The 17824-nt window shown below is 61.9% G+C and carries 14 protein-coding genes; 6 read left to right on the forward strand and 8 right to left on the reverse strand.

The annotated features are described in order from the left end of the window. Positions 1 to 120: 120 nt before the first annotated feature. From BC363_RS14030 to htpX, 3 genes are all read right to left on the reverse strand, one after another. Complete coding sequence (locus BC363_RS14030; RefSeq protein WP_065781559.1) at positions 121 to 1806, reverse strand: heparinase II/III family protein; 1686 nt, start codon at positions 1804 to 1806, stop codon at positions 121 to 123. Between the two features lie 333 nt (positions 1807 to 2139). Continuing rightward, positions 2140 to 3552 (reverse strand): RsmB/NOP family class I SAM-dependent RNA methyltransferase, encoded by a 1413-nt coding sequence (locus BC363_RS14035; protein WP_065781560.1) that lies wholly within the window; start codon positions 3550 to 3552, stop codon positions 2140 to 2142. Next, the gene (htpX, locus tag BC363_RS14040; RefSeq protein ID WP_065781561.1) at positions 3552 to 4514 is read right to left on the reverse strand and encodes a zinc metalloprotease HtpX; all 963 of its coding nucleotides are present in this window, start codon (positions 4512 to 4514) and stop codon (positions 3552 to 3554) included. Before htpX ends, BC363_RS14035 begins: the two co-directional genes overlap by 1 nt. Before the next feature lie 125 nt (positions 4515 to 4639). Between htpX and BC363_RS14045 the strand changes: the two genes are divergently transcribed. Then, positions 4640 to 4840, forward strand: coding sequence for a DUF1674 domain-containing protein (locus tag BC363_RS14045; protein ID WP_065781562.1), 201 nt, complete (start codon positions 4640 to 4642; stop codon positions 4838 to 4840). A 348-nt stretch (positions 4841 to 5188) separates the two neighbouring features. On the opposite strand, the gene acs is transcribed toward BC363_RS14045, so the two are convergent. Beyond that, complete coding sequence (gene acs, locus BC363_RS14050; RefSeq protein WP_065781563.1) at positions 5189 to 7138, reverse strand: acetate--CoA ligase; 1950 nt, start codon at positions 7136 to 7138, stop codon at positions 5189 to 5191. A gap of 226 nt (positions 7139 to 7364) precedes the next feature. On the opposite strand from acs, the gene BC363_RS14055 reads away from it, so the two are divergent. Beyond that, entirely contained in the window at positions 7365 to 8066 is a 702-nt protein-coding gene (locus BC363_RS14055) for a DUF1013 domain-containing protein (RefSeq protein WP_065781564.1), read from the forward strand. A gap of 65 nt (positions 8067 to 8131) precedes the next feature. Here BC363_RS14055 and BC363_RS14060 read toward each other — a convergent pair whose 3' ends face one another. After that, on the reverse strand, positions 8132 to 8518 hold the full coding sequence (locus BC363_RS14060) for an ectoine synthase (RefSeq protein ID WP_065781565.1): 387 nt from the start codon (positions 8516 to 8518) through the stop codon (positions 8132 to 8134). A 137-nt stretch (positions 8519 to 8655) separates the two neighbouring features. On the opposite strand from BC363_RS14060, the gene BC363_RS14065 reads away from it, so the two are divergent. Next, a complete protein-coding gene (locus tag BC363_RS14065) occupies positions 8656 to 9525 on the forward strand; it encodes a LysR substrate-binding domain-containing protein (protein ID WP_065781566.1) in 870 nt (289 codons plus the stop codon). A 123-nt stretch (positions 9526 to 9648) separates the two neighbouring features. Here BC363_RS14065 and BC363_RS14070 read toward each other — a convergent pair whose 3' ends face one another. Both BC363_RS14070 and BC363_RS14075 read right to left on the reverse strand, forming a co-directional pair. Then, positions 9649 to 11556 (reverse strand): AMP-binding protein, encoded by a 1908-nt coding sequence (locus BC363_RS14070; protein ID WP_065781567.1) that lies wholly within the window; start codon positions 11554 to 11556, stop codon positions 9649 to 9651. 113 nt (positions 11557 to 11669) lie between these two features. Further along, positions 11670 to 12329, reverse strand: a complete 660-nt coding sequence (locus tag BC363_RS14075; protein WP_065781568.1) for a YggS family pyridoxal phosphate-dependent enzyme — start codon at positions 12327 to 12329, stop codon at positions 11670 to 11672. Between the two features lie 224 nt (positions 12330 to 12553). Here BC363_RS14075 and leuS point away from each other — a divergent pair, with 224 nt between their 5' ends. From leuS to holA, 3 genes are read left to right on the forward strand one after another with little or no spacing between them, the layout of a single operon-like run. Further along, positions 12554 to 15184: a leucine--tRNA ligase gene (leuS, locus tag BC363_RS14080; RefSeq protein WP_065781569.1), complete on the forward strand. Its 2631-nt coding sequence runs from the start codon at positions 12554 to 12556 to the stop codon at positions 15182 to 15184. Next, positions 15171 to 15695, forward strand: a complete 525-nt coding sequence (gene lptE / locus BC363_RS14085; RefSeq protein ID WP_065781570.1) for an LPS assembly lipoprotein LptE — start codon at positions 15171 to 15173, stop codon at positions 15693 to 15695. Before leuS ends, lptE begins: the two co-directional genes overlap by 14 nt. 12 nt (positions 15696 to 15707) lie before the next feature. Continuing rightward, on the forward strand, positions 15708 to 16742 hold the full coding sequence (gene holA / locus BC363_RS14090) for a DNA polymerase III subunit delta (RefSeq protein WP_065781571.1): 1035 nt from the start codon (positions 15708 to 15710) through the stop codon (positions 16740 to 16742). A gap of 167 nt (positions 16743 to 16909) precedes the next feature. Here holA and BC363_RS14095 read toward each other — a convergent pair whose 3' ends face one another. Continuing rightward, positions 16910 to 17797 (reverse strand): ParB/RepB/Spo0J family partition protein, encoded by an 888-nt coding sequence (locus BC363_RS14095; protein ID WP_065781572.1) that lies wholly within the window; start codon positions 17795 to 17797, stop codon positions 16910 to 16912. Between the last annotated feature and the right edge of the window lie 27 nt (positions 17798 to 17824).

Below are 17824 nucleotides of genomic sequence, written 5' to 3' on the forward strand. Positions count from 1 at the left end.
CGCCGGACGCCCGGGAGGATGCTCCGGCCATTGGGATGGCTGCCCGTTAGCATAGCTTGCCGGCCGAAGGAACCTCGGGAAGCGCACATCCTAAAATAAGGCGCTCGGTTGGCTCGCGAGTCAGTTCGTTCGCGAGAACGTCCATTGGATCTCGGGCTGCTTTGCCACCGCGAAGGTGACCGTCAGCTGCGACGAAGCCCGGATGCCTGATGGATCGGCAAAGAAGATGTCCTCCTCGACCGCCAGTTCGCCATCCTGGCAGGCGAACAGCCAGACTTCGCCATCGGGCGCCATCAGGTAGATCTCGCGGCCGTTGTTCTGGCGAATGGTGACGGCGGGGTGGATATGGAAGCGGGCGACAGCCACGGCCGGGTTCGTTTCTTCAGGGTCGCTGCCATCGGCACGCGAAAGCCGGTCGCGCCCGCGGATCATCCGGCCGCCGTTGAGCACGCCGATGTCGCGCTCATGCAAGAGCCCGAAGGACGAGAGATAACCGTCATGGTTTGCCGTGACGGATTCGAGGCGGCCCGGTTCGTCCTTGCGCTCCACGACGACGCGCGAGACGCCGCTGGTCATGATCGGCCCGAGAAACCGTGACTGCGAGAAGCGTGAGGACGACGTGTCGTTGACCGTCACGGTGGAATGGGCGGCGGTCATCCGTGCCATCTGGCGGAACCGTTCGCCGGCAAACTTCGGCGCACCCGAATTGATCACGAACCGCGTCTTGCCGGAGGACATTTCGAACGAGAGGCATCCGGCATGGGCGCTACGCGAAAGATCGACGGAAAGCGGCCGGCCGGTATCGACGATGACGACGGTGTTGTCGATCGACAGCCGCTCGTAATGGGCGTGCGGCAGCGAGTGAAACGGTTCGCCGGCGGTTTCGTCGTAGCGCAGCACCGAGGCAAGCTCATGCGCCAGCACCGAGGTCGCACCGTTGAAGAGCGCCAGTTCGCCGCCCTGGTGGCGAAAGAAGCGCAGCGCCGGATACATCCGGTCGATGCAGGAAATGAGACGCGACGGCACGTCATGCCCAAGATTGACATAGGTCTGGCGCAGCGGCAGCAGGTCGAGCAGCAGCTCCAGCCCGGCGCGCGGGCTGCGCGAGAAGTGACTGCCATCGGCGAGGATCTGCCGGTCGAGCTCGAAATCGAGATGACGCGACGCCTTGCGGATGGCCGAAGGCGTCGACGGCATCGAGACTGAGGCCATCGCAAGCGCCATCCGCACACGAAGACGAGCCTCGCCATCACCGACCGTTTCGGCGATGTGGCGGAGATAACGGACCTGGAAGGCAAGGCTTTTCAGGAACCGGCGATAGAAGCCGTGCTCGGCATTGCGCAGGACGACCGGCGAATGCGACAGCCATGCGATGATGCGCTGGGCAATGACGTCGGCATCCCAGGCGATGCCGCCGAAATCGCGACCATGAGTGGCGATCCAGTCGTCGACGATCTGCCGAAGGCGAACGAATCCTGCATCCTCGCGGATCGCACGCAAATGCCGGAGCCAGCCGAACGAATGCAGGCGGATGGCAAATTCCAGCGACGGCAGATCGATCTCGAACGGCGATTCGCCTTCGGTGTCGAGCACCCGGCCGGCCAGTGGGAAGCGGCCCTCGAGGATCTCCTCGGCAACGAAGGGATCGACGGCCCTCAGATCCGTCGGCGCGACGATCAGGCGGCTGGGCGTCGAACCGGTAAAGCGCAACGACGAGACACGGCCGACCGAAAGACGGCGCGACACGCGGCGCCAGCCTTCACGCGCATACAGATAGGAAAGCCTTCGCCTGCCGGAAAACACCATCAACGCCCGCTGGTTTCCTCATTCCTGAAGCAAGCCGTTCGGGACGTCCGAACGGATGCATCGGCTTCGCGCCAGTTTCGCTAGCGCATGCCTGCCCGAAAATCCCTATCGGTTTTCGGCAGGCACCATGCGCGGTTTCAAAGTGTCAGAGCGTCCTTGCCTGCCCGAACGGACGCCCGGCGCTCCGCATCAACTCCGGATGGTGCCGGAAAGATCATTAAACTTTTATCAATTGTATCGTCTTTGATAGGCTCGTGGCCTTAAAGCGTCAATTGGCACGACAAAACAGCCCGTCGCCGAGGCTTTCCGGACGGCAACTCGATTTTTCCGGACTTATTTACGACGAATCACTGCGGCGTAGAATCCGTCGAGTCCGCCGGCGAATGGCGGATCGAGCGGGAACATCGACGGCGTCGTGCGCACTTCACCGAGCGGGGTGATCGCATCTTCAAGGCCCTGCCAATCCTTGGCCAGAACCGGCACGCGCTCATAGTCGTCGCCCGCCGCGACCACCCGGGCGACCACCTCCTCGCCTTCGCGCGGGTCGAGCGAACAATTGGAGAAGACGACGATGCCGCCCGGCTTGACCACCGTCAGCGCATGACGCAGCAGACGTTCCTGCAGCAGCGCGAGCTTTTCGATGTCTTCCGGCCCCTTGGTCCAGAGCACATCCGGGTGGCGCCTCGTCGTTCCGGTCGACGAACAGGGGGCGTCGAGCAAGGCGGCGTCGAAGAGGTCGTCCGGCCGAAAATCGGCCATGTTGGTTTCCTTCAGCTGCGCCTCAAGGCCCAGCCGCTCAAGATTGCCCTTCAACCGCCGCAGCCGGCTTGACGACTGGTCAAGCGCTGTCACCTCGGCACCGGCGAGGATCAGCTGCGCCGTCTTGCCACCGGGCGCGGCGCAGAGATCGACGACGCTCTTGCCGTCAAGCGATCCAAAGAGGCGGGCAGGGATCGACGCCGCCGCATCCTGGACCCACCATTCGCCATCGGTGAATCCGGCTAAGGATGGGATCGAGCCGGAGAATTCGGCAAGGCGGACAGACCCTGTCGGTAGCACCGTGCCACCGAGCCGCTCGGCCCAGGCGTCGGGGTCGGATTTGACGGTCACGTCGATCGCCGCCGGCGTCAGTTGGGCCTCGGCAATGAGATCGGCCTGCTCGCGTCCATAACGCTCGACCAACCTGTCGAAGAACCAGTCCGGCATCGCCGGAACGGTCCGTAAACTCTCCAGGATTGCGTCCTTCTCGCGCGACAGGCGACGAAGGACGGCATTGACCAGATTGGCAAACCGACGGTTTCGCGGATCGGCCTGCGCCTGCTCGACGGCAAGATCGACGGCGGAATGATCAGGAACGTCGAGATAGAGGATCTGCGCGGCCGCCACTGCGAGAACGTGATCGAGGGCTCGGGCGCCCTCCGGAAGCGGCGTCTGCAGCATCGAACCGATTGCCGTCTGGATGCGCGGCAGGTGACGCAATGCCGAATTGAGAATGGCGCGCACAAGCGCCCGGTCGGCCTCGCTCAGTTCGCGGTAGGCCGGATTTCCATGCTCATGATCGAGCATGCCGTCGAGCGACGTCTTGCGATCGACGACCGCCGCCAGAATCTTGGCGGCCGCCTGTCGCGTCCGCAAGCCAGGCTTTTCCGGGCCGCGCGGCTGTTGCGCAGGTTTCTTCGATCTGGCCGGCTCCTTGCGCGAGCGGTTTTGTTTCGGACGTGAATCGTTGTTGTTTTCGGCAGACATCAGGACCAGGGACCTTTCGGCGGTTCGGAACCACCGCGACCCCAACCGGTAGAGGGAACAGAGCGCGATTTGCGCACCGGATTATCAGCACGGACCGGCGGCGTCGACCCCATGGACATCTCCTGCGCCATCTGTTGCAGGGCGGCAATCCGGTTTTCGGTGTTCGGATGGGTCGAAAACAGGTTGTCCATGCGCTCGCCGGAGAGCGGATTGATGATGAACATATGCGCGGTCGCCGGATTGCGCTCGGCATCGTCATTGTGAATCCGGTGGGCGGCGCCGGCGATCTTCTGCAGCGCCGAGGCCAGAGCCAACGGTTTGCCGCAGATCTCGGCACCACGGCGGTCGGCGGAATATTCCCGTGTGCGGCTGATCGCCATCTGCACCAGCATGGCCGCCATCGGCGCGACGATCATTGCTATCAGAACCCCGACGAAGCCGAGCGGATTGTTGTTGTTCTCACGATTGCCGCCGAACAGGAAGGCGAAGTTGCCCAGCATCGAGATGGCGCCGGCGAGCGTCGCCGTCAGCGTCATCGTCAGGGTGTCGCGATTCTGGACATGCGCCAGTTCATGCGCCATGACGCCGGCGACCTCGTCATAGGAAAGCGCGTTGAGCAGGCCGGTCGAAGCGGCAACGGCGGCATTCTGCGGGTTGCGTCCGGTGGCAAAGGCATTGGGCTGCGGGCTGTCGATCACATAGACCCGTGGCATCGGCAGGCCGGCATTCTGCGCGAGATCGCGCACGATGCCGTAATACTCCGGCGCGGTGCGTTCATCGACCTCCTGCGCACGGTACATGCGCAGCACCATGCGGTCGGAATTCCAGTAGGAGAAAAAATTCATACCGGCCGCCATGACGAAGGCAATCATCATGCCGCCACGTCCACCAATGGCGAAGCCGACCGCCATGAACAGGGCGGTCATCACTGCGAGCAGCATGGCGGTGCGAACGAGGTTCATGAACAGGCTCCGGGTGGTCGACGTTTCACGTGAATCAGGGTTTCCGTTCAGGCAACGGCGCCTTATATGATGGGTGCAAATGCCCCGTTCTTCAATACAGATGCACGAATCCGGATACTGGCGAGATGCAGAACGACAACGACAATGCCCCCGACCGCCCGAAAAAGCCGCTGCCTGCCGCTGCCTCACGCGCGCTGAAGGAAGCGGAGGAACGTCGGCAGGCGGAAGCGGAGAAGGTTATGCCGACGGAAATCGGCGGCCGCGGCGGCGCCGACCCGGCGCGCTTCGGCGACTGGGAAATCAAGGGCCGGGCGATCGATTTCTGAAAAAGCGCTTCGGCCGTCCGAATTGATGTGAAGGAATATGTTCCTTTTTCGATCGATACACGGTGGATCCCAGCAGTCTTGGATCTTCCTGCTTACCTGCCTTTCACGGAAGACGCGCCCAGCTCTGGTAGGTCGATCGAAAACGGCGATTGGCCACATCGGCGTCTGCCGGTCGCGTTGCAACTCCGCTCAACCTCGATTGGAATCCGGCTCACAATAGCCTGTCGGCGATACCGTTGCTCGTGCGGTTGACCTCCACACTGCGGCCATCCGCGCGGCGTCATAAAAAAACGCGGCATCATACAAAAAGGGCGGCCCGAAGCCGCCCTTATCGCTATGTGTTGCTTGTTAAGCCTTGTTCTGCCGGTTGGCGATCAGGTCTTCCACCACCGCCGGATCGGCGAGCGTCGAGGTGTCGCCGAGCGCGCCGAAATCATCCTCGGCGATCTTGCGCAGGATGCGTCGCATGATCTTGCCCGAGCGGGTCTTCGGCAGGCCGGAGGCAAACTGGATCTTGTCCGGCGTGGCGATCGGCCCGATTTCCGAGCGGACGTGCTTTACCAGCGCCTGACGCAGATCGTCGTTGCCGACTTCGCCCGCCATCAGCGAGACGTAGCAATAGATGCCCTGTCCCTTGATCGGGTGCGGATAGCCGACGACGGCAGCCTCGGACACAAGATGGTGCGAGACGAGCGCCGATTCGACCTCCGCCGTGCCCAGGCGGTGGCCCGAGACGTTGAGTACGTCGTCAACGCGGCCGGTGATCCAATAGTACCCGTCCTCGTCGCGGCGGCAGCCGTCACCGGTGAAGTACTTGCCCTTGTAGGTGGCGAAGTAGGTCTGACCGAAGCGCGCATGGTCGCCGTAGATCGTGCGCATCTGTCCGGGCCAGCTGTCGGTGATGCAGAGGTTGCCGTCGGCCGCGCCTTCGAGCACATTGCCTTCGTTGTCGACCAGCTGCGCTTGGACGCCGAAGAAGGGCCGCGTTGCTGAACCGGGCTTGAGATCGGTCGCACCCGGCAGCGGCGTGATCAGAATGCCGCCGGTTTCCGTCTGCCACCAGGTGTCGACGATCGGCGACTTCTGATCGCCAACGACGTTGTAGTACCATTCCCAGGCTTCGGGATTGATCGGCTCGCCGACCGAACCGAGCAGGCGCAGCGACGAGCGCGAGGCGCGTTTGACGAAATCGTCACCGGCGCCCATCAGCGAGCGGATCGCCGTCGGCGCGGTGTAGAAGACGTTGACCTTGTGCTTGTCGATGACTTCCCAGAAGCGCCCGGCATCCGGGAAATTCGGCACGCCTTCGAACATGACCGTCGTCGCCGCGTTCGCGAGCGGGCCGTAGACGATATAGGAGTGACCGGTGACCCAGCCCACGTCCGCCGTGCACCAGTAGATATCGCCGTCGCGATAGTCGAAGACGTACTCGTGCGTCATCGAAGCATAGACGAGGTAGCCGCCGGTGGTGTGCAGCACGCCCTTTGGCTTGCCGGTCGAGCCCGAGGTGTAGAGGATGAACAACGGGTCTTCCGCCTTCATCTTCGCTGGCTCGCAATGCGGCTTCACGGTCGCAATTTCCTGGTGGTACCAGAGGTCGCGGCCCGGAGCCCAGCCGGTCTTGCCGCCGGTGCGGCGCACCACCAGCACCTTGTTGACGATCACGTGCTGCTTGGCGGCGATGTCGATGGCCGTGTCGGTGTTTTCTTTCAGCGGCACCGGCTTGCCGCCGCGCACGCCTTCGTCGCAGGTGATGACGAAAGTGGATTCGCAGTCGACGATGCGGCCGGCCAGCGCATCCGGCGAGAAGCCGCCGAAGACGACCGAATGAATGGCGCCGATGCGGGCGCAGGCGAGCATCGCATAGGATGCTTCCGGGATCATCGGCATGTAGATGGTGACGCGGTCGCCCTTCTTGACGCCGTGCTTCTTTAAGACGTTGGCCAGGCGACAAACCTGCTCATAGAGCTGGTTGTAGGTGATCTTCTTGTCGATATAGGGGTTGTCGCCTTCCCAGATGATCGCCGTCTTTTCGCCGTGCGTCTTCAGATGGCGGTCGATGCAGTTATAGGAGACGTTGGTAAGGCCGTCCTCGTACCACTTGATCGAGACTTTGCCCTTGAAAGAGGTGTTCTTGACCTTGGTATAGGGCTTGAACCAGTCAATCCGTTTGCCATGTTTGCCCCAGAACTTGGCTGGGTCCGAGACACTTTCCTCATACCACTTCAGATAGGTCGCGTTGTCGAGCAGCGTCCGGCTCTTGGCAGACTTCAACACCGGATAGATCTTGGCGGACATTCGTTCCTCCCTGCGCATTCCTGTCTGGGGTTCCCGTCCCGGGTTACCCCGCCTCGGCGACGAGTCATAGCAGGTCAAAGCCGCGCCGCAATTAGACAAAAGGACATTTGGAACTGGAGAATTGCAATTTTGAGACAACGACGCTATAGAGGCGCTCAATTCCCGGAAATCAGTGGTAGACTCCACGGCCCGCGACACCGGCGCGGCGGACAAAAGGACTATATCCATGGCTCAGCAACTGCTTATGCCCAAGGCAACAGCCGTCTGGCTCGTCGACAATACGGCATTGTCGTTCGAACAGATTGCCACATTCTGCAAGCTGCATCCGCTCGAAGTGAAGGCTATCGCAGACGGTGAATCGGCGCAGGGTATCAAGGGCCTAGATCCAATCGCAACCGGACAGCTGTCGCGGGACGAGATCGCCCGCGCCGAGGCAAATCCGAACCACAAGCTGAAGCTTTCGGAGCCGAAAGTCCGTGTTCCCGACTCGAAGCGCAAGGGCCCGCGCTACACGCCGGTCTCCAAGCGCCAGGATCGCCCGAACGCCATTCTCTGGCTGGTTCGCAACCATCCCGAGCTGAAGGACGCCCAGATTTCCCGCCTCGTCGGCACCACCAAGTCGACGATCGAGCAGATCCGTGAGCGCACCCACTGGAACTCGACAAACCTGACGCCGATGGATCCGGTAACGCTCGGCCTGTGCTCGCAGATCGATCTCGACCTCGAAGTCGAACGCGCCGCCAAGGGCCGCCCGCTGCCGACCGCCGCCGAGCTCGGCGCGACGCTCGAAGCAGCGCAGGAAACCGAAAAGCTCAGCTTCAGCTACGAGCGCGAAGAAGAGAAGGAAATCGATGCCGATGCCGTCTTCGCCAAGCTCAAGTCGCTGAAGTCGGATCGCAAGGACGAGGACGAAGACGATCACTATTGATCGCTTCGCCAAGCCATGACGAAAAAGCCCGGATCGCTCGATCCGGGCTTTTTTGTTTGCCAGATTCAGTAGGCCGAACCGGATTGGTCCCTGAGATTGTGGCGCTCGGTACCCTTGAGCGGTGGATTGAAGACACTGACGAGGATCAGATCCTCGTCCGCTCCTCCCCGCAGGAAATGCTTGTCGTTCTTGTCGAGCACATAGATGTCGCCCTGGCGAATGGGAAAGACATTGCCCTGCATGTCCTCCACCTCGCCCTTACCGGCGATGCAGTAGCAGGCCTCCAGATGATTGCGGTATTCCAGCAGCGAAACGGTGTTGGCGCGAACGACGGTGTGGCATACGGTGAAGCCCATTCCATCCTTTTCCGTCAGCAGGCGGTGACTGGTGCCGCTCCCCCATTCGACGAAATGATCGGTGGCCTCGATATCCTGCAGGCTGCGCACGAACATGTGCTATATCCTCCTATGAGAAATTCTTACATGACGAAGACCGGAATGCGTTCTCGTGATGTTGAAACCCTTATCCCACGGGACTTCCCGATAGAAAAACGACGATTTCTCAAGGGATAGTTGAGGAGAATTTGCAGATGCTCCCGCCACTCGGCATGCTTCGCGCCTTCGAGGCCGCCGCCCGGCTGGCCAGCTTTTCACGTGCCGCGGACGAGCTGCATGTCACGCACGCCGCAGTCAGCCACCAGATCCGGCTGCTGGAGGAATGGTTCGGTCGACCGCTGTTCCTGCGGGAAAAGCGCGGTGTGCGGCTTCTAGAGGATGCCGAGCGGCTGGCGGATGTCTTGACGTCTTGTTTCGACCGCATCGCGATTGAAACGGAAATGCTGCGCGCCAATCCCAAATCGTCGATCACCGTCGCCTGCATCCCGTCGATCGCCACGCGCTGGCTGATACCGGCGCTCAGCGATTTCCTCGAACGGCACCCGGACATCGATGTGAAGGTAATCTACGCGATGGCCGAGCAGCAGCTGCGGGAGACGGGTTGCGACGTGCTCATCACCCTCGGCGCCGACCTATCCGTCGGGACGCAATGCGACCGGCTGTTTTCCCGTGCGAACCGCCCGGTCGCCAGCCCTCGTTACATCGAGCGCAAAGGCGCGCTCGACACACCAGAGGCAATCACCACCGCGGACCTGCTTCACGACGAGACGATCGCGCGGTGGCAAGAGTGGTTCGCGACAGCCGGCCTGCCCATGGCTCGACCGCCGCAGCGCGGTCCGGTTTTCCAGGACTTCAACCTGCTGGCGACGGCCGTGATCGCCGGCCATGGCGTGGCGCTCTGCCCGGTCGAAGTCTTTCGCCGCGAGATCGAGCATGGCGATCTCGTCATCCTCTCGCAGATCGCCACGCTTGAAGACGAAAGCTATTTTCTCATCACCAAGAACCTGCGCAGCAAACCGGTGGCGGCCTTCAGCACATGGTTCAGTTCCGTCGTACGAATCTGAGGCATGCTACAGCGCCGCGCGTCAAATATGACGCGCAAAGGACGCTGTAACGCCTTAAATCTGCTGTATAATTTTCTCCTTAAATCGATTCCGATTTAAGGAATTATGCAGTAGAATGCGTCGTCAGACGCCGATGCCCTTGGCGCGCAGCACCGCGGCAATCTCGTCGAGGATCGCCGGGTCATCGATCGTCGCCGGCATTTTCCATGGCTGGCGATCGGCAATCTTCTGGATCGTTGCGCGCAGGATCTTGCCGGATCGGGTCTTCGGCAGGCGCTTGACGCACATTGCCGTGCGGAAGGCGGCGACCGGCCCGATGCGATCGCGCACCAGGCTGATGACCTCTTGCTCGATCTCGGATGTTTCCCGTGAAACATTGGAGTTGATGACCAGAAAACCGGCAGGGATCTGTCCCTTCAGATCGTCGGCAATGCCGATGACGGCGCATTCCGCGACATCGGGGTGGCTGGCGCACACTTCCTCCATGGCGCCCGTCGACAGTCGGTGGCCGGCGACATTGATGATGTCGTCCGTGCGCGCCATGATGAAGACATACCCATCATCGTCGAGGTAGCCGGCATCGGCCGTTTTGTAGTAGCCGGGGAACTCCTCGAGATAGGCCGCACGAAAACGACGGTCGGCATTCCAGAGCGTCGGCAGACATCCTGGAGGCAAGGGCAGTTTGACCACGACATTGCCCAATGTGCCCGCTTCGACCGGATGACCGGCATCATCGAGAATCTGAACATCGTAGCCGGGCAGCGGTACCGCCGGCGATCCATACTTGACGGGTAGAAGTCCGAGCCCAAGCGGGTTTCCGGCAACCGGCCAGCCCGTTTCCGTCTGCCACCAATGGTCGATGATCGGCACGCCCAGGGCCCTTTCGGCCCAACGGATCGTGTCGGGATCGGCCCGTTCGCCAGCCAGAAACAACGCGCGGAACTGCTGGAGATTATAGTTCGCGACCAGCGACGCATCGGGATCCTCCTTGCGGATGGCGCGCAGCGCTGTCGGGGCGGTGAACATGACGGCAACGCCATGTTGCGCAATGATACGCCAGTAGGTGCCGGGATCCGGCGTGCCGACCGGCTTGCCTTCGAACAGGACCGAGGTGTTGCCGTTCAGAAGCGGGCCATAGACGATGAACGAATGCCCGACGACCCAGCCGATGTCGGACGCGGCCCAGAAGACTTCGCCCGGCTGAACGCCGAAGAAATTCTGCATCGACCATTTCAGCGCAACCATATGGCCGCCATTGTCGCGCACGACGCCCTTCGGCTGGCCGGTGGTGCCGGAGGTATAGAGAACGTAAAGCGGATCCGTGGACGCCACCGGCGTGCAGCCGGCCTCGTCGCCGGCATCCTTTGCCGCCGCAAGCGCTGAAGCATAGTCGATATCGCGCACCGGCGTCATATCGGCCCTGAGCATTTCGCGCTGGTAGACGAGGCAATGTGCCGGCTTGTGTTCGGCGATCGTCAGCGCCGCATCGAGCAGCGGCTTGTAGGCGACGGTGCGGCCGGGCTCGATGCCGCAGCTGGCGGAAACGATGAGTTTGGCCTGGCAATCGTCGATGCGAACGGCAAGCTCATTGGCGGCAAAGCCGCCAAACACCACCGAGTGCACGGCGCCGATGCGTGCGGCGGCAAGCATCGCCACCGCGGCCTGCGGGATCATCGGCATATAGATGATGATGCGATCGCCTTTGTCGACGCCGAGCTTGCGATAGACGGCCGCCAGCGCTTTGACGTCGTCGAGCAGCGCGCCATAGGAGATGCGCTCGATTCTCGACGTGACCGGGCTGTCGTAGATGAAGGCGATCTGCTCGCCGCGTCCCGCCTCGACATGCCGGTCCAGGCAATTGTAGCAGCTGTTGGTCACCCCATCGGGAAACCAGTGGCCGTAGATGCCACCTTCAGCCTCGAAGGCGCGCTCCGGTCTTTCGAACCAGTCGATCGCCTCTGCGGCCTCAGACCAGAACCCCTCCGGATCCGTCTTCCACGCGCCATACACTTCGGAATAGCGGCTCGCCATATCCGTTCTCCTCCCAATGCATGCCGGGCAATGCCCGGCCTCCTCTTGCACAAGGATAGGCTAATGAGAACGAAGGTGAACCCCGACGAAAGCGTAATGCGACGTTTTCGCCCTCAGCGCGAGCCGAAGATCGCCGACCCGACGCGCACGCTGGTGGCGCCGAACTGGACCGCCGTTTCGAAATCCCCGGACATGCCCATCGACAGCCTGTCGAGTTCACATTCGCCGGCAAGTTTCGCCAGCAGCGCAAAATGCGGGCCGGGATTCTCGTCGACCGGCGGAATGCACATCAGCCCCTCGATCGCCATATCCAGCTCCTCCCGGCAGAAGGTCACGAACGCCACGGTTTCTTTGGGCGCAATGCCGGCCTTCTGCGGTTCCAGCCCGGTGTTGACCTGGACGTAGAGACGAAGCTTCCTGTCCTGGCGCTTCATTTCCGCCGAGATCGCCCGCGCGATCTTCTCGCGATCAACAGTTTCGATGACGTCGAAGAGCGCAACGGCTTCGGCCGCCTTGTTGGATTGCAACGGCCCGATCAGATGCAGCGCCAGATCGGGTGTCTCGCCCTTCAGCAGCGGCCATTTGCCCTGTGCTTCCTGCACGCGGTTCTCGCCGAACACGCGTTGGCCGGCCTCGATCACCGGACGAATCGCGTCAGTGTCGAATGTCTTGGAAACGGCGACGAGGCTGACAGCATTTTTCGGGCGCTTTGCCGCCTTCTCCGCCGTGTGAATCCGGCTCACGACATCGTGCAACCGTTCTTGAACTTCCATGGACCTGTTCTCCGACGTAACGACCTTCCTGACGATGACCTAGCGGATAGGCAAACTTGCGCGCCTTGCCAAGGCCATCGCTGCTCGAGCCGGCCCAAATCCGCCAAAGTGTCGCGCCAAACCCTTCGAAAACTTGACCATCAAGCGGTTTCATGATGAAGGTCACCCCAACTATCATGAGGGCGCTCCCTTGCCCCACAGAACTTCCGGAACACCTAAAAGACATGTCTACCGAACGATATAATCCGCGTGATGCCGAGCCGCGTTGGCAGCAGGAATGGGAAAACGGCGAGGTCTTCCAGACCGAGAACGATGATCCGCGCGAAAAATATTACGTGCTCGAGATGTTCCCTTATCCGTCCGGGCGCATCCACATGGGCCACGTGCGCAATTACACGATGGGCGACGTGGTGGCCCGCTACAAGCGTGCCCGCGGTTTCAACGTGCTTCACCCCATGGGTTGGGATGCGTTCGGCATGCCGGCGGAAAACGCCGCCATGGAGCGCGGCGTGCATCCGGCAAGCTGGACCTACCAGAACATTGCCTCGATGAAGGCGCAGCTGAAGGTTATGGGGCTCTCGCTCGACTGGAACCGCGAGTTCGCGACCTGCGACCCCGCCTATTACCAGCGCCAGCAGCACCTGTTCGTCGATTTTCTCGAAAAGGGCCTGGTCTACCGCAAGCAGTCCAAGGTCAACTGGGACCCGGTCGACAATACCGTTCTCGCCAACGAGCAGGTCATTGACGGCCGCGGCTGGCGTTCCGGCGCGCTCGTCGAGCAGCGCGAGCTGACGCAGTGGTTCTTCCGCATCACCGACTTCAGCCAGGAGCTGCTGGACGCTCTGGACACGCTGGACCAGTGGCCGGAAAAAGTGCGCCTGATGCAGAAGAACTGGATCGGCCGCTCCGAAGGTCTGTCCATTCGCTGGCAGATCGTCGAAGGCACCGCTGCCGCCGACACAACGGAACTGACCGTTTACACCACCCGCCCTGACACGCTGTTCGGCGCGTCCTTCCTGGCGATCTCCGCCGATCACCCGCTTGCCCGGCAGGCGGCTGCAAGGGATCCAGCAATCGAAGCCTTCTGCGAGGAGTGCCGGCGCGCCGGAACCTCGCTCGCAGCACTCGAGACCGCTGAAAAGAAGGGCATGGACACCGGCATCCGCGCCAGGCATCCGCTCGACGAAAGCTGGGAACTGCCGGTTTATGTCGCCAACTTCGTGCTTATGGACTACGGCACGGGCGCGATCTTCGGCTGCCCGTCCGGCGACCAGCGCGACCTCGACTTCGCTCGCAAGTATGGCCTTCCGGTCGTTCCGGTGGTCATGCCGCGGGATGCCGATGCGGCGAGCTTCACGATCGGCGACGAGGCCTATATCGGCGACGGCGTGATGATCAATTCGCGCTTCCTCGACGGCCTGTCGACGGAAGACGCCTTCGAAACCGTGGCGTCGAAGCTGGAAAAGGACATGCTGGCCGGATCACCACGTGCCGAGCGCAAGGTCAATTTCCGCCTGCGCGACTGGGGTATTTCCCGTCAGCGTTATTGGGGCTGCCCGATCCCGGTCATCCATTGCGATGACTGTGGCGTCGTGCCGGTTCCAAAGGCCGACCTGCCTGTCATCCTGCCTCCGGATGTCACCTTCGACAAACCAGGCAACCCGCTCGACCGTCACCCAACCTGGCGGCATGTGGCCTGCCCGCATTGCGGCAAGGACGCGCGTCGCGAGACCGACACGATGGACACCTTCGTCGATTCGTCCTGGTACTTCACGCGCTTCACCGCGCCGTGGGAGGACAATCCGACCGATCCGAAGGCGGCCAACCACTGGCTGCCCGTCGATCAGTATATCGGCGGCATCGAGCACGCGATCCTGCACCTGCTCTACTCACGCTTCTTTACCCGCGCGATGAAGGCCACCGGTCACGTTGCCCTGGACGAACCGTTCAAGGGCCTGTTCACCCAGGGCATGGTCGTGCACGAGACCTACAGCCGCGGCGAAGGCGCCCAGCGCGAGTGGATCACGCCGGCGGAAATCCGCATTGACGAAGTCGACGGACAGCGCCGCGCCGTTCTGCTCGAGACCGGCGAAGACATCACGATCGGTTCGATCGAGAAGATGTCGAAGTCGAAGAAGAACGTCGTCGACCCCGACGATATCATTGCTTCCTACGGCGCCGATACCGCGCGCTTCTTCGTCCTGTCGGACTCGCCGCCCGACCGTGACGTCATCTGGTCCGAGGCTGGCGTCGAAGGCGCCCATCGCTTCGTTCAGCGCGTCTGGCGTTTGACCGGCGAGGCGGCAGAAACGCTTCGCGCCATCGAAGCGGCGCCGGCACACGAAGGCGCAGGACTTGCCGTTTCGCAAGCGGCCCACAGGACGCTGCGCGCGGTTGAAGCCGATTATGACAAACTGGCCTTCAACAAGGCCGTGGCGCGCATCTACGAGCTCGTGAACGTGCTTGCAGCGCCGTTGACCCAGGTTGCCGACGGCAAGGCCGACGCAGCGCTGACGGCCGCGGCGAAGGATGCAACGTCGATCCTGGTCAACCTGATCGCCCCGATGATGCCGCACCTTGCCGAGGAATGCTGGCAGGCGATCGGCGGCAAGGGTCTGATCGCCGAAAGCAGCTGGCCGAAGTGCGATGCAGCGCTTGTCGTCGAGAATGAAGTCACGCTGCCGGTGCAGATCAACGGCAAGAAGCGCGCCGATTTGACAATCGCGCGCGATGCAGATCAGACTGCAATCGAAAATGCTGTTCTCGCTCTCGATGCCGTCAAGACCATACTCAACGGCGGCAACCCCAAGAAAATCATCGTCGTGCCTCAGAGGATCGTCAATGTCGTTGTCTGATCGAGCTGGCTCCCGCATCCGGTCGATCCCGGTGCTGGCTGGTGTTCTTATGTTGACCGCGCTCGCCGGCTGCCAGGTCCGGCCGCTTTACTCCGACAGCGTCGGCACATCGACGGCACTTGCGTCGATCGAAATCTCCGATGCGGACGACCGCGTCGAGCAGGAAGTGCGCAACGCGCTGATCTTCCTGGCCGCCGGCGGCCAGGGCGAACCGGCGAACCCGCAATATCACCTGGCGCTGAATGTCACGACCCGGGCCATGGGCGTGCTTTATGATCAGGCAAGGGACCGGGCAGGGGCTGGGCGTATCGTCGTCAAGGCGGACTACAATCTGTCCAAGACCGGCACGGGCGAAACCATCAAGTCCGGCAACCGGACCGCTGTTGCGCTTGTCGACTTCCCGGTTCAGGAGTTTGCCAAGGTCCGCGCCGTCCGCGATGGTGAGAACCGCGCTGCGAAGGAACTAGCAGAGCTGATCCGGGCTGACATCGCCGCGGCCCTCAGCCGCTAGGCCGGTGGTGGAATGAGCGAAGTCAAGTCGCACGAATTCGACTCTTTCCTTCAGAAGTCAGCGGGAGTCTATCGCCTGTTTGTCCTTTACGGACCAGACCGCGGTCTGGTCTCGGAGCGGGCGGGGGCGATCGCGTCGCGCAGCGGCGTTCCTCTCGACGATCCTTTTTCCATTACAAAGCTCGACGCCGGGGATCTGCAACAGAGCCCCGGCCGCTTGCTCGACGAGGTCAACTCGATCGGCCTCTTCGGCGGCGAAAAACTCGTCTGGGTGCGAGGCGCCGCCAACGAGAAGGCGCTCGTCGATGCCCTGCAGATTCTGGCTGGCGAACCTCCCATGGGTAGCTACGTTGTTGTCGAAGCGGGCGATCTCAAGAAGGGGTCGGCGCTGCGCAAGGTCGCCGAGACGGCGCGTTCGATCGCGACCATCGCCTGCTATAGCGACGATGCCCGCAGCCTGCAGGCCCTGATCGACAAGGAACTCGGCGAGGAAAAGCTCGGCATTACTCCGGCTGCACGCGAGCGGCTGATCGAGGCGCTTGGCGGTGATCGCCTAGCATCGCGCAACGAAGTGCGCAAGCTGGCGCTCTATTGCCGCGGCAAGGCCACAGTCGACGAATCGGATGTGACCGACATTGTCGGTGATGCCAGCGCCATCTCCGTCGATGATGCGGTGGATGCAGTCCTGAAAGGTGATCTTGACGGTCTGATGCACGCAATGCAGAAGATAACCACGTCAAAAACGCCCGCCTTCCTCGTTTTGCAGGGATGCCTCAGGCAGTTTCAGCAGCTTGATTTGATGCGTGCCGAAATGGACGCCAGCCGTCAGCAGGCCGGCCAGGTTATCGCCACCATGGGCCGGCACCTGCATTTTCGCCGCAAGCCCATCATCGAAGCCGCGCTCAGACATTGGTCTTCGCCGGCGATCCGCCGCGAACTGACACGGCTGCAGAATACGATCTACCAGAGCCGTACGCGCCAGAGCCTCGAGGAAAGCATGGTGCTGCAGAACCTGATGGCGATTGCCGTACAATCAGGCAGGCGCTAGAGCATTTTCAGAAAAAGTGCGAAGCGGTTTTCCGTCAGGAAATGCGTAGAAACAAAGAGATAGAGCGTTTCTGCGTTTCCGTCTAAGCCGGAAACGCTCAAAACACCCGCTCTCGCGGGCGCAGATCAACATATAACGTTAGTCGGGAAAACCAGGGAGCTTCGCTCTCAACGGCGCTCGAGCAGTCGGCAAATCTCTTCGAGCTGATCAAGCGTCTTGTAGGAGATCCGCAGGTGCCCGCCTGAGGCTTTATGGCTGACGGTCACTTCGAGCCCGAGGCTGTCGGACAATGTCCGCTCCAATGCCAGCGTATCGGCGTCCTTTTCGTCACGACGTGCGGTCTTTGCGTAGTTGGGGTCGTTCTGCGCCCGAATATCGTGCTGCGCCAGCCGTTCCGCGTCGCGAACCGAAAGCCCCTTCGCGACGATACTACGCGCCAGCGTCGCCGGGTCTGACGTCGGGATCAGTGCGCGCGCATGCCCGGCCGACAGGCTTCCGTCCGACAACATGTCCCGCACGGGCTCGGGCAGCTTCAAGAGCCGCAGACTGTTGGCGACATGACTGCGGCTCTTGCCGATGATCTCCCCGAGGTCATTCTGCGTATAGCCGTGCTCGGCAATCAGCTGCTCGTAACCAAGCGCTTCGTCGAGCGGGTTGAGGTCGGACCGCTGCACGTTCTCGACGATCGCGATTTCGAGTGCTGTGCGATCGTCGACGTCGCGGATAATAACGGGAATCTCGGTAAAACCCGCCAGCTGCGCGGCGCGCCAGCGGCGTTCCCCCGCGATGATCTCGTACCGGTCGGTGCCGATCGTACGGGCAACAACCGGCTGGACGATGCCATGCTGCCGAATGGAGCTGGCGAGGTCCTGCAGTTCACTTTCGTCGAACTGCCGACGCGGGTTTCTCGGGTTTCGCGATACGAACTCTATCGGTACACGTCGATCGGGATTAACAGGGGCAGGGGCAGCACCTGCCTGTATCGGCTGGTCCATCTCGCCGATCAAAGCGGCCAGACCGCGGCCAAGCCTTCTCTTCGAGCTGTCGTCGTTCATAGTATCACCCGATTTAAATTCCGGAAC

The organism is Ensifer sp. LC384 (assembly GCF_001695865.1).
In the GTDB taxonomy this organism is placed as follows: Bacteria; Pseudomonadota; Alphaproteobacteria; order Rhizobiales; family Rhizobiaceae; genus Ensifer.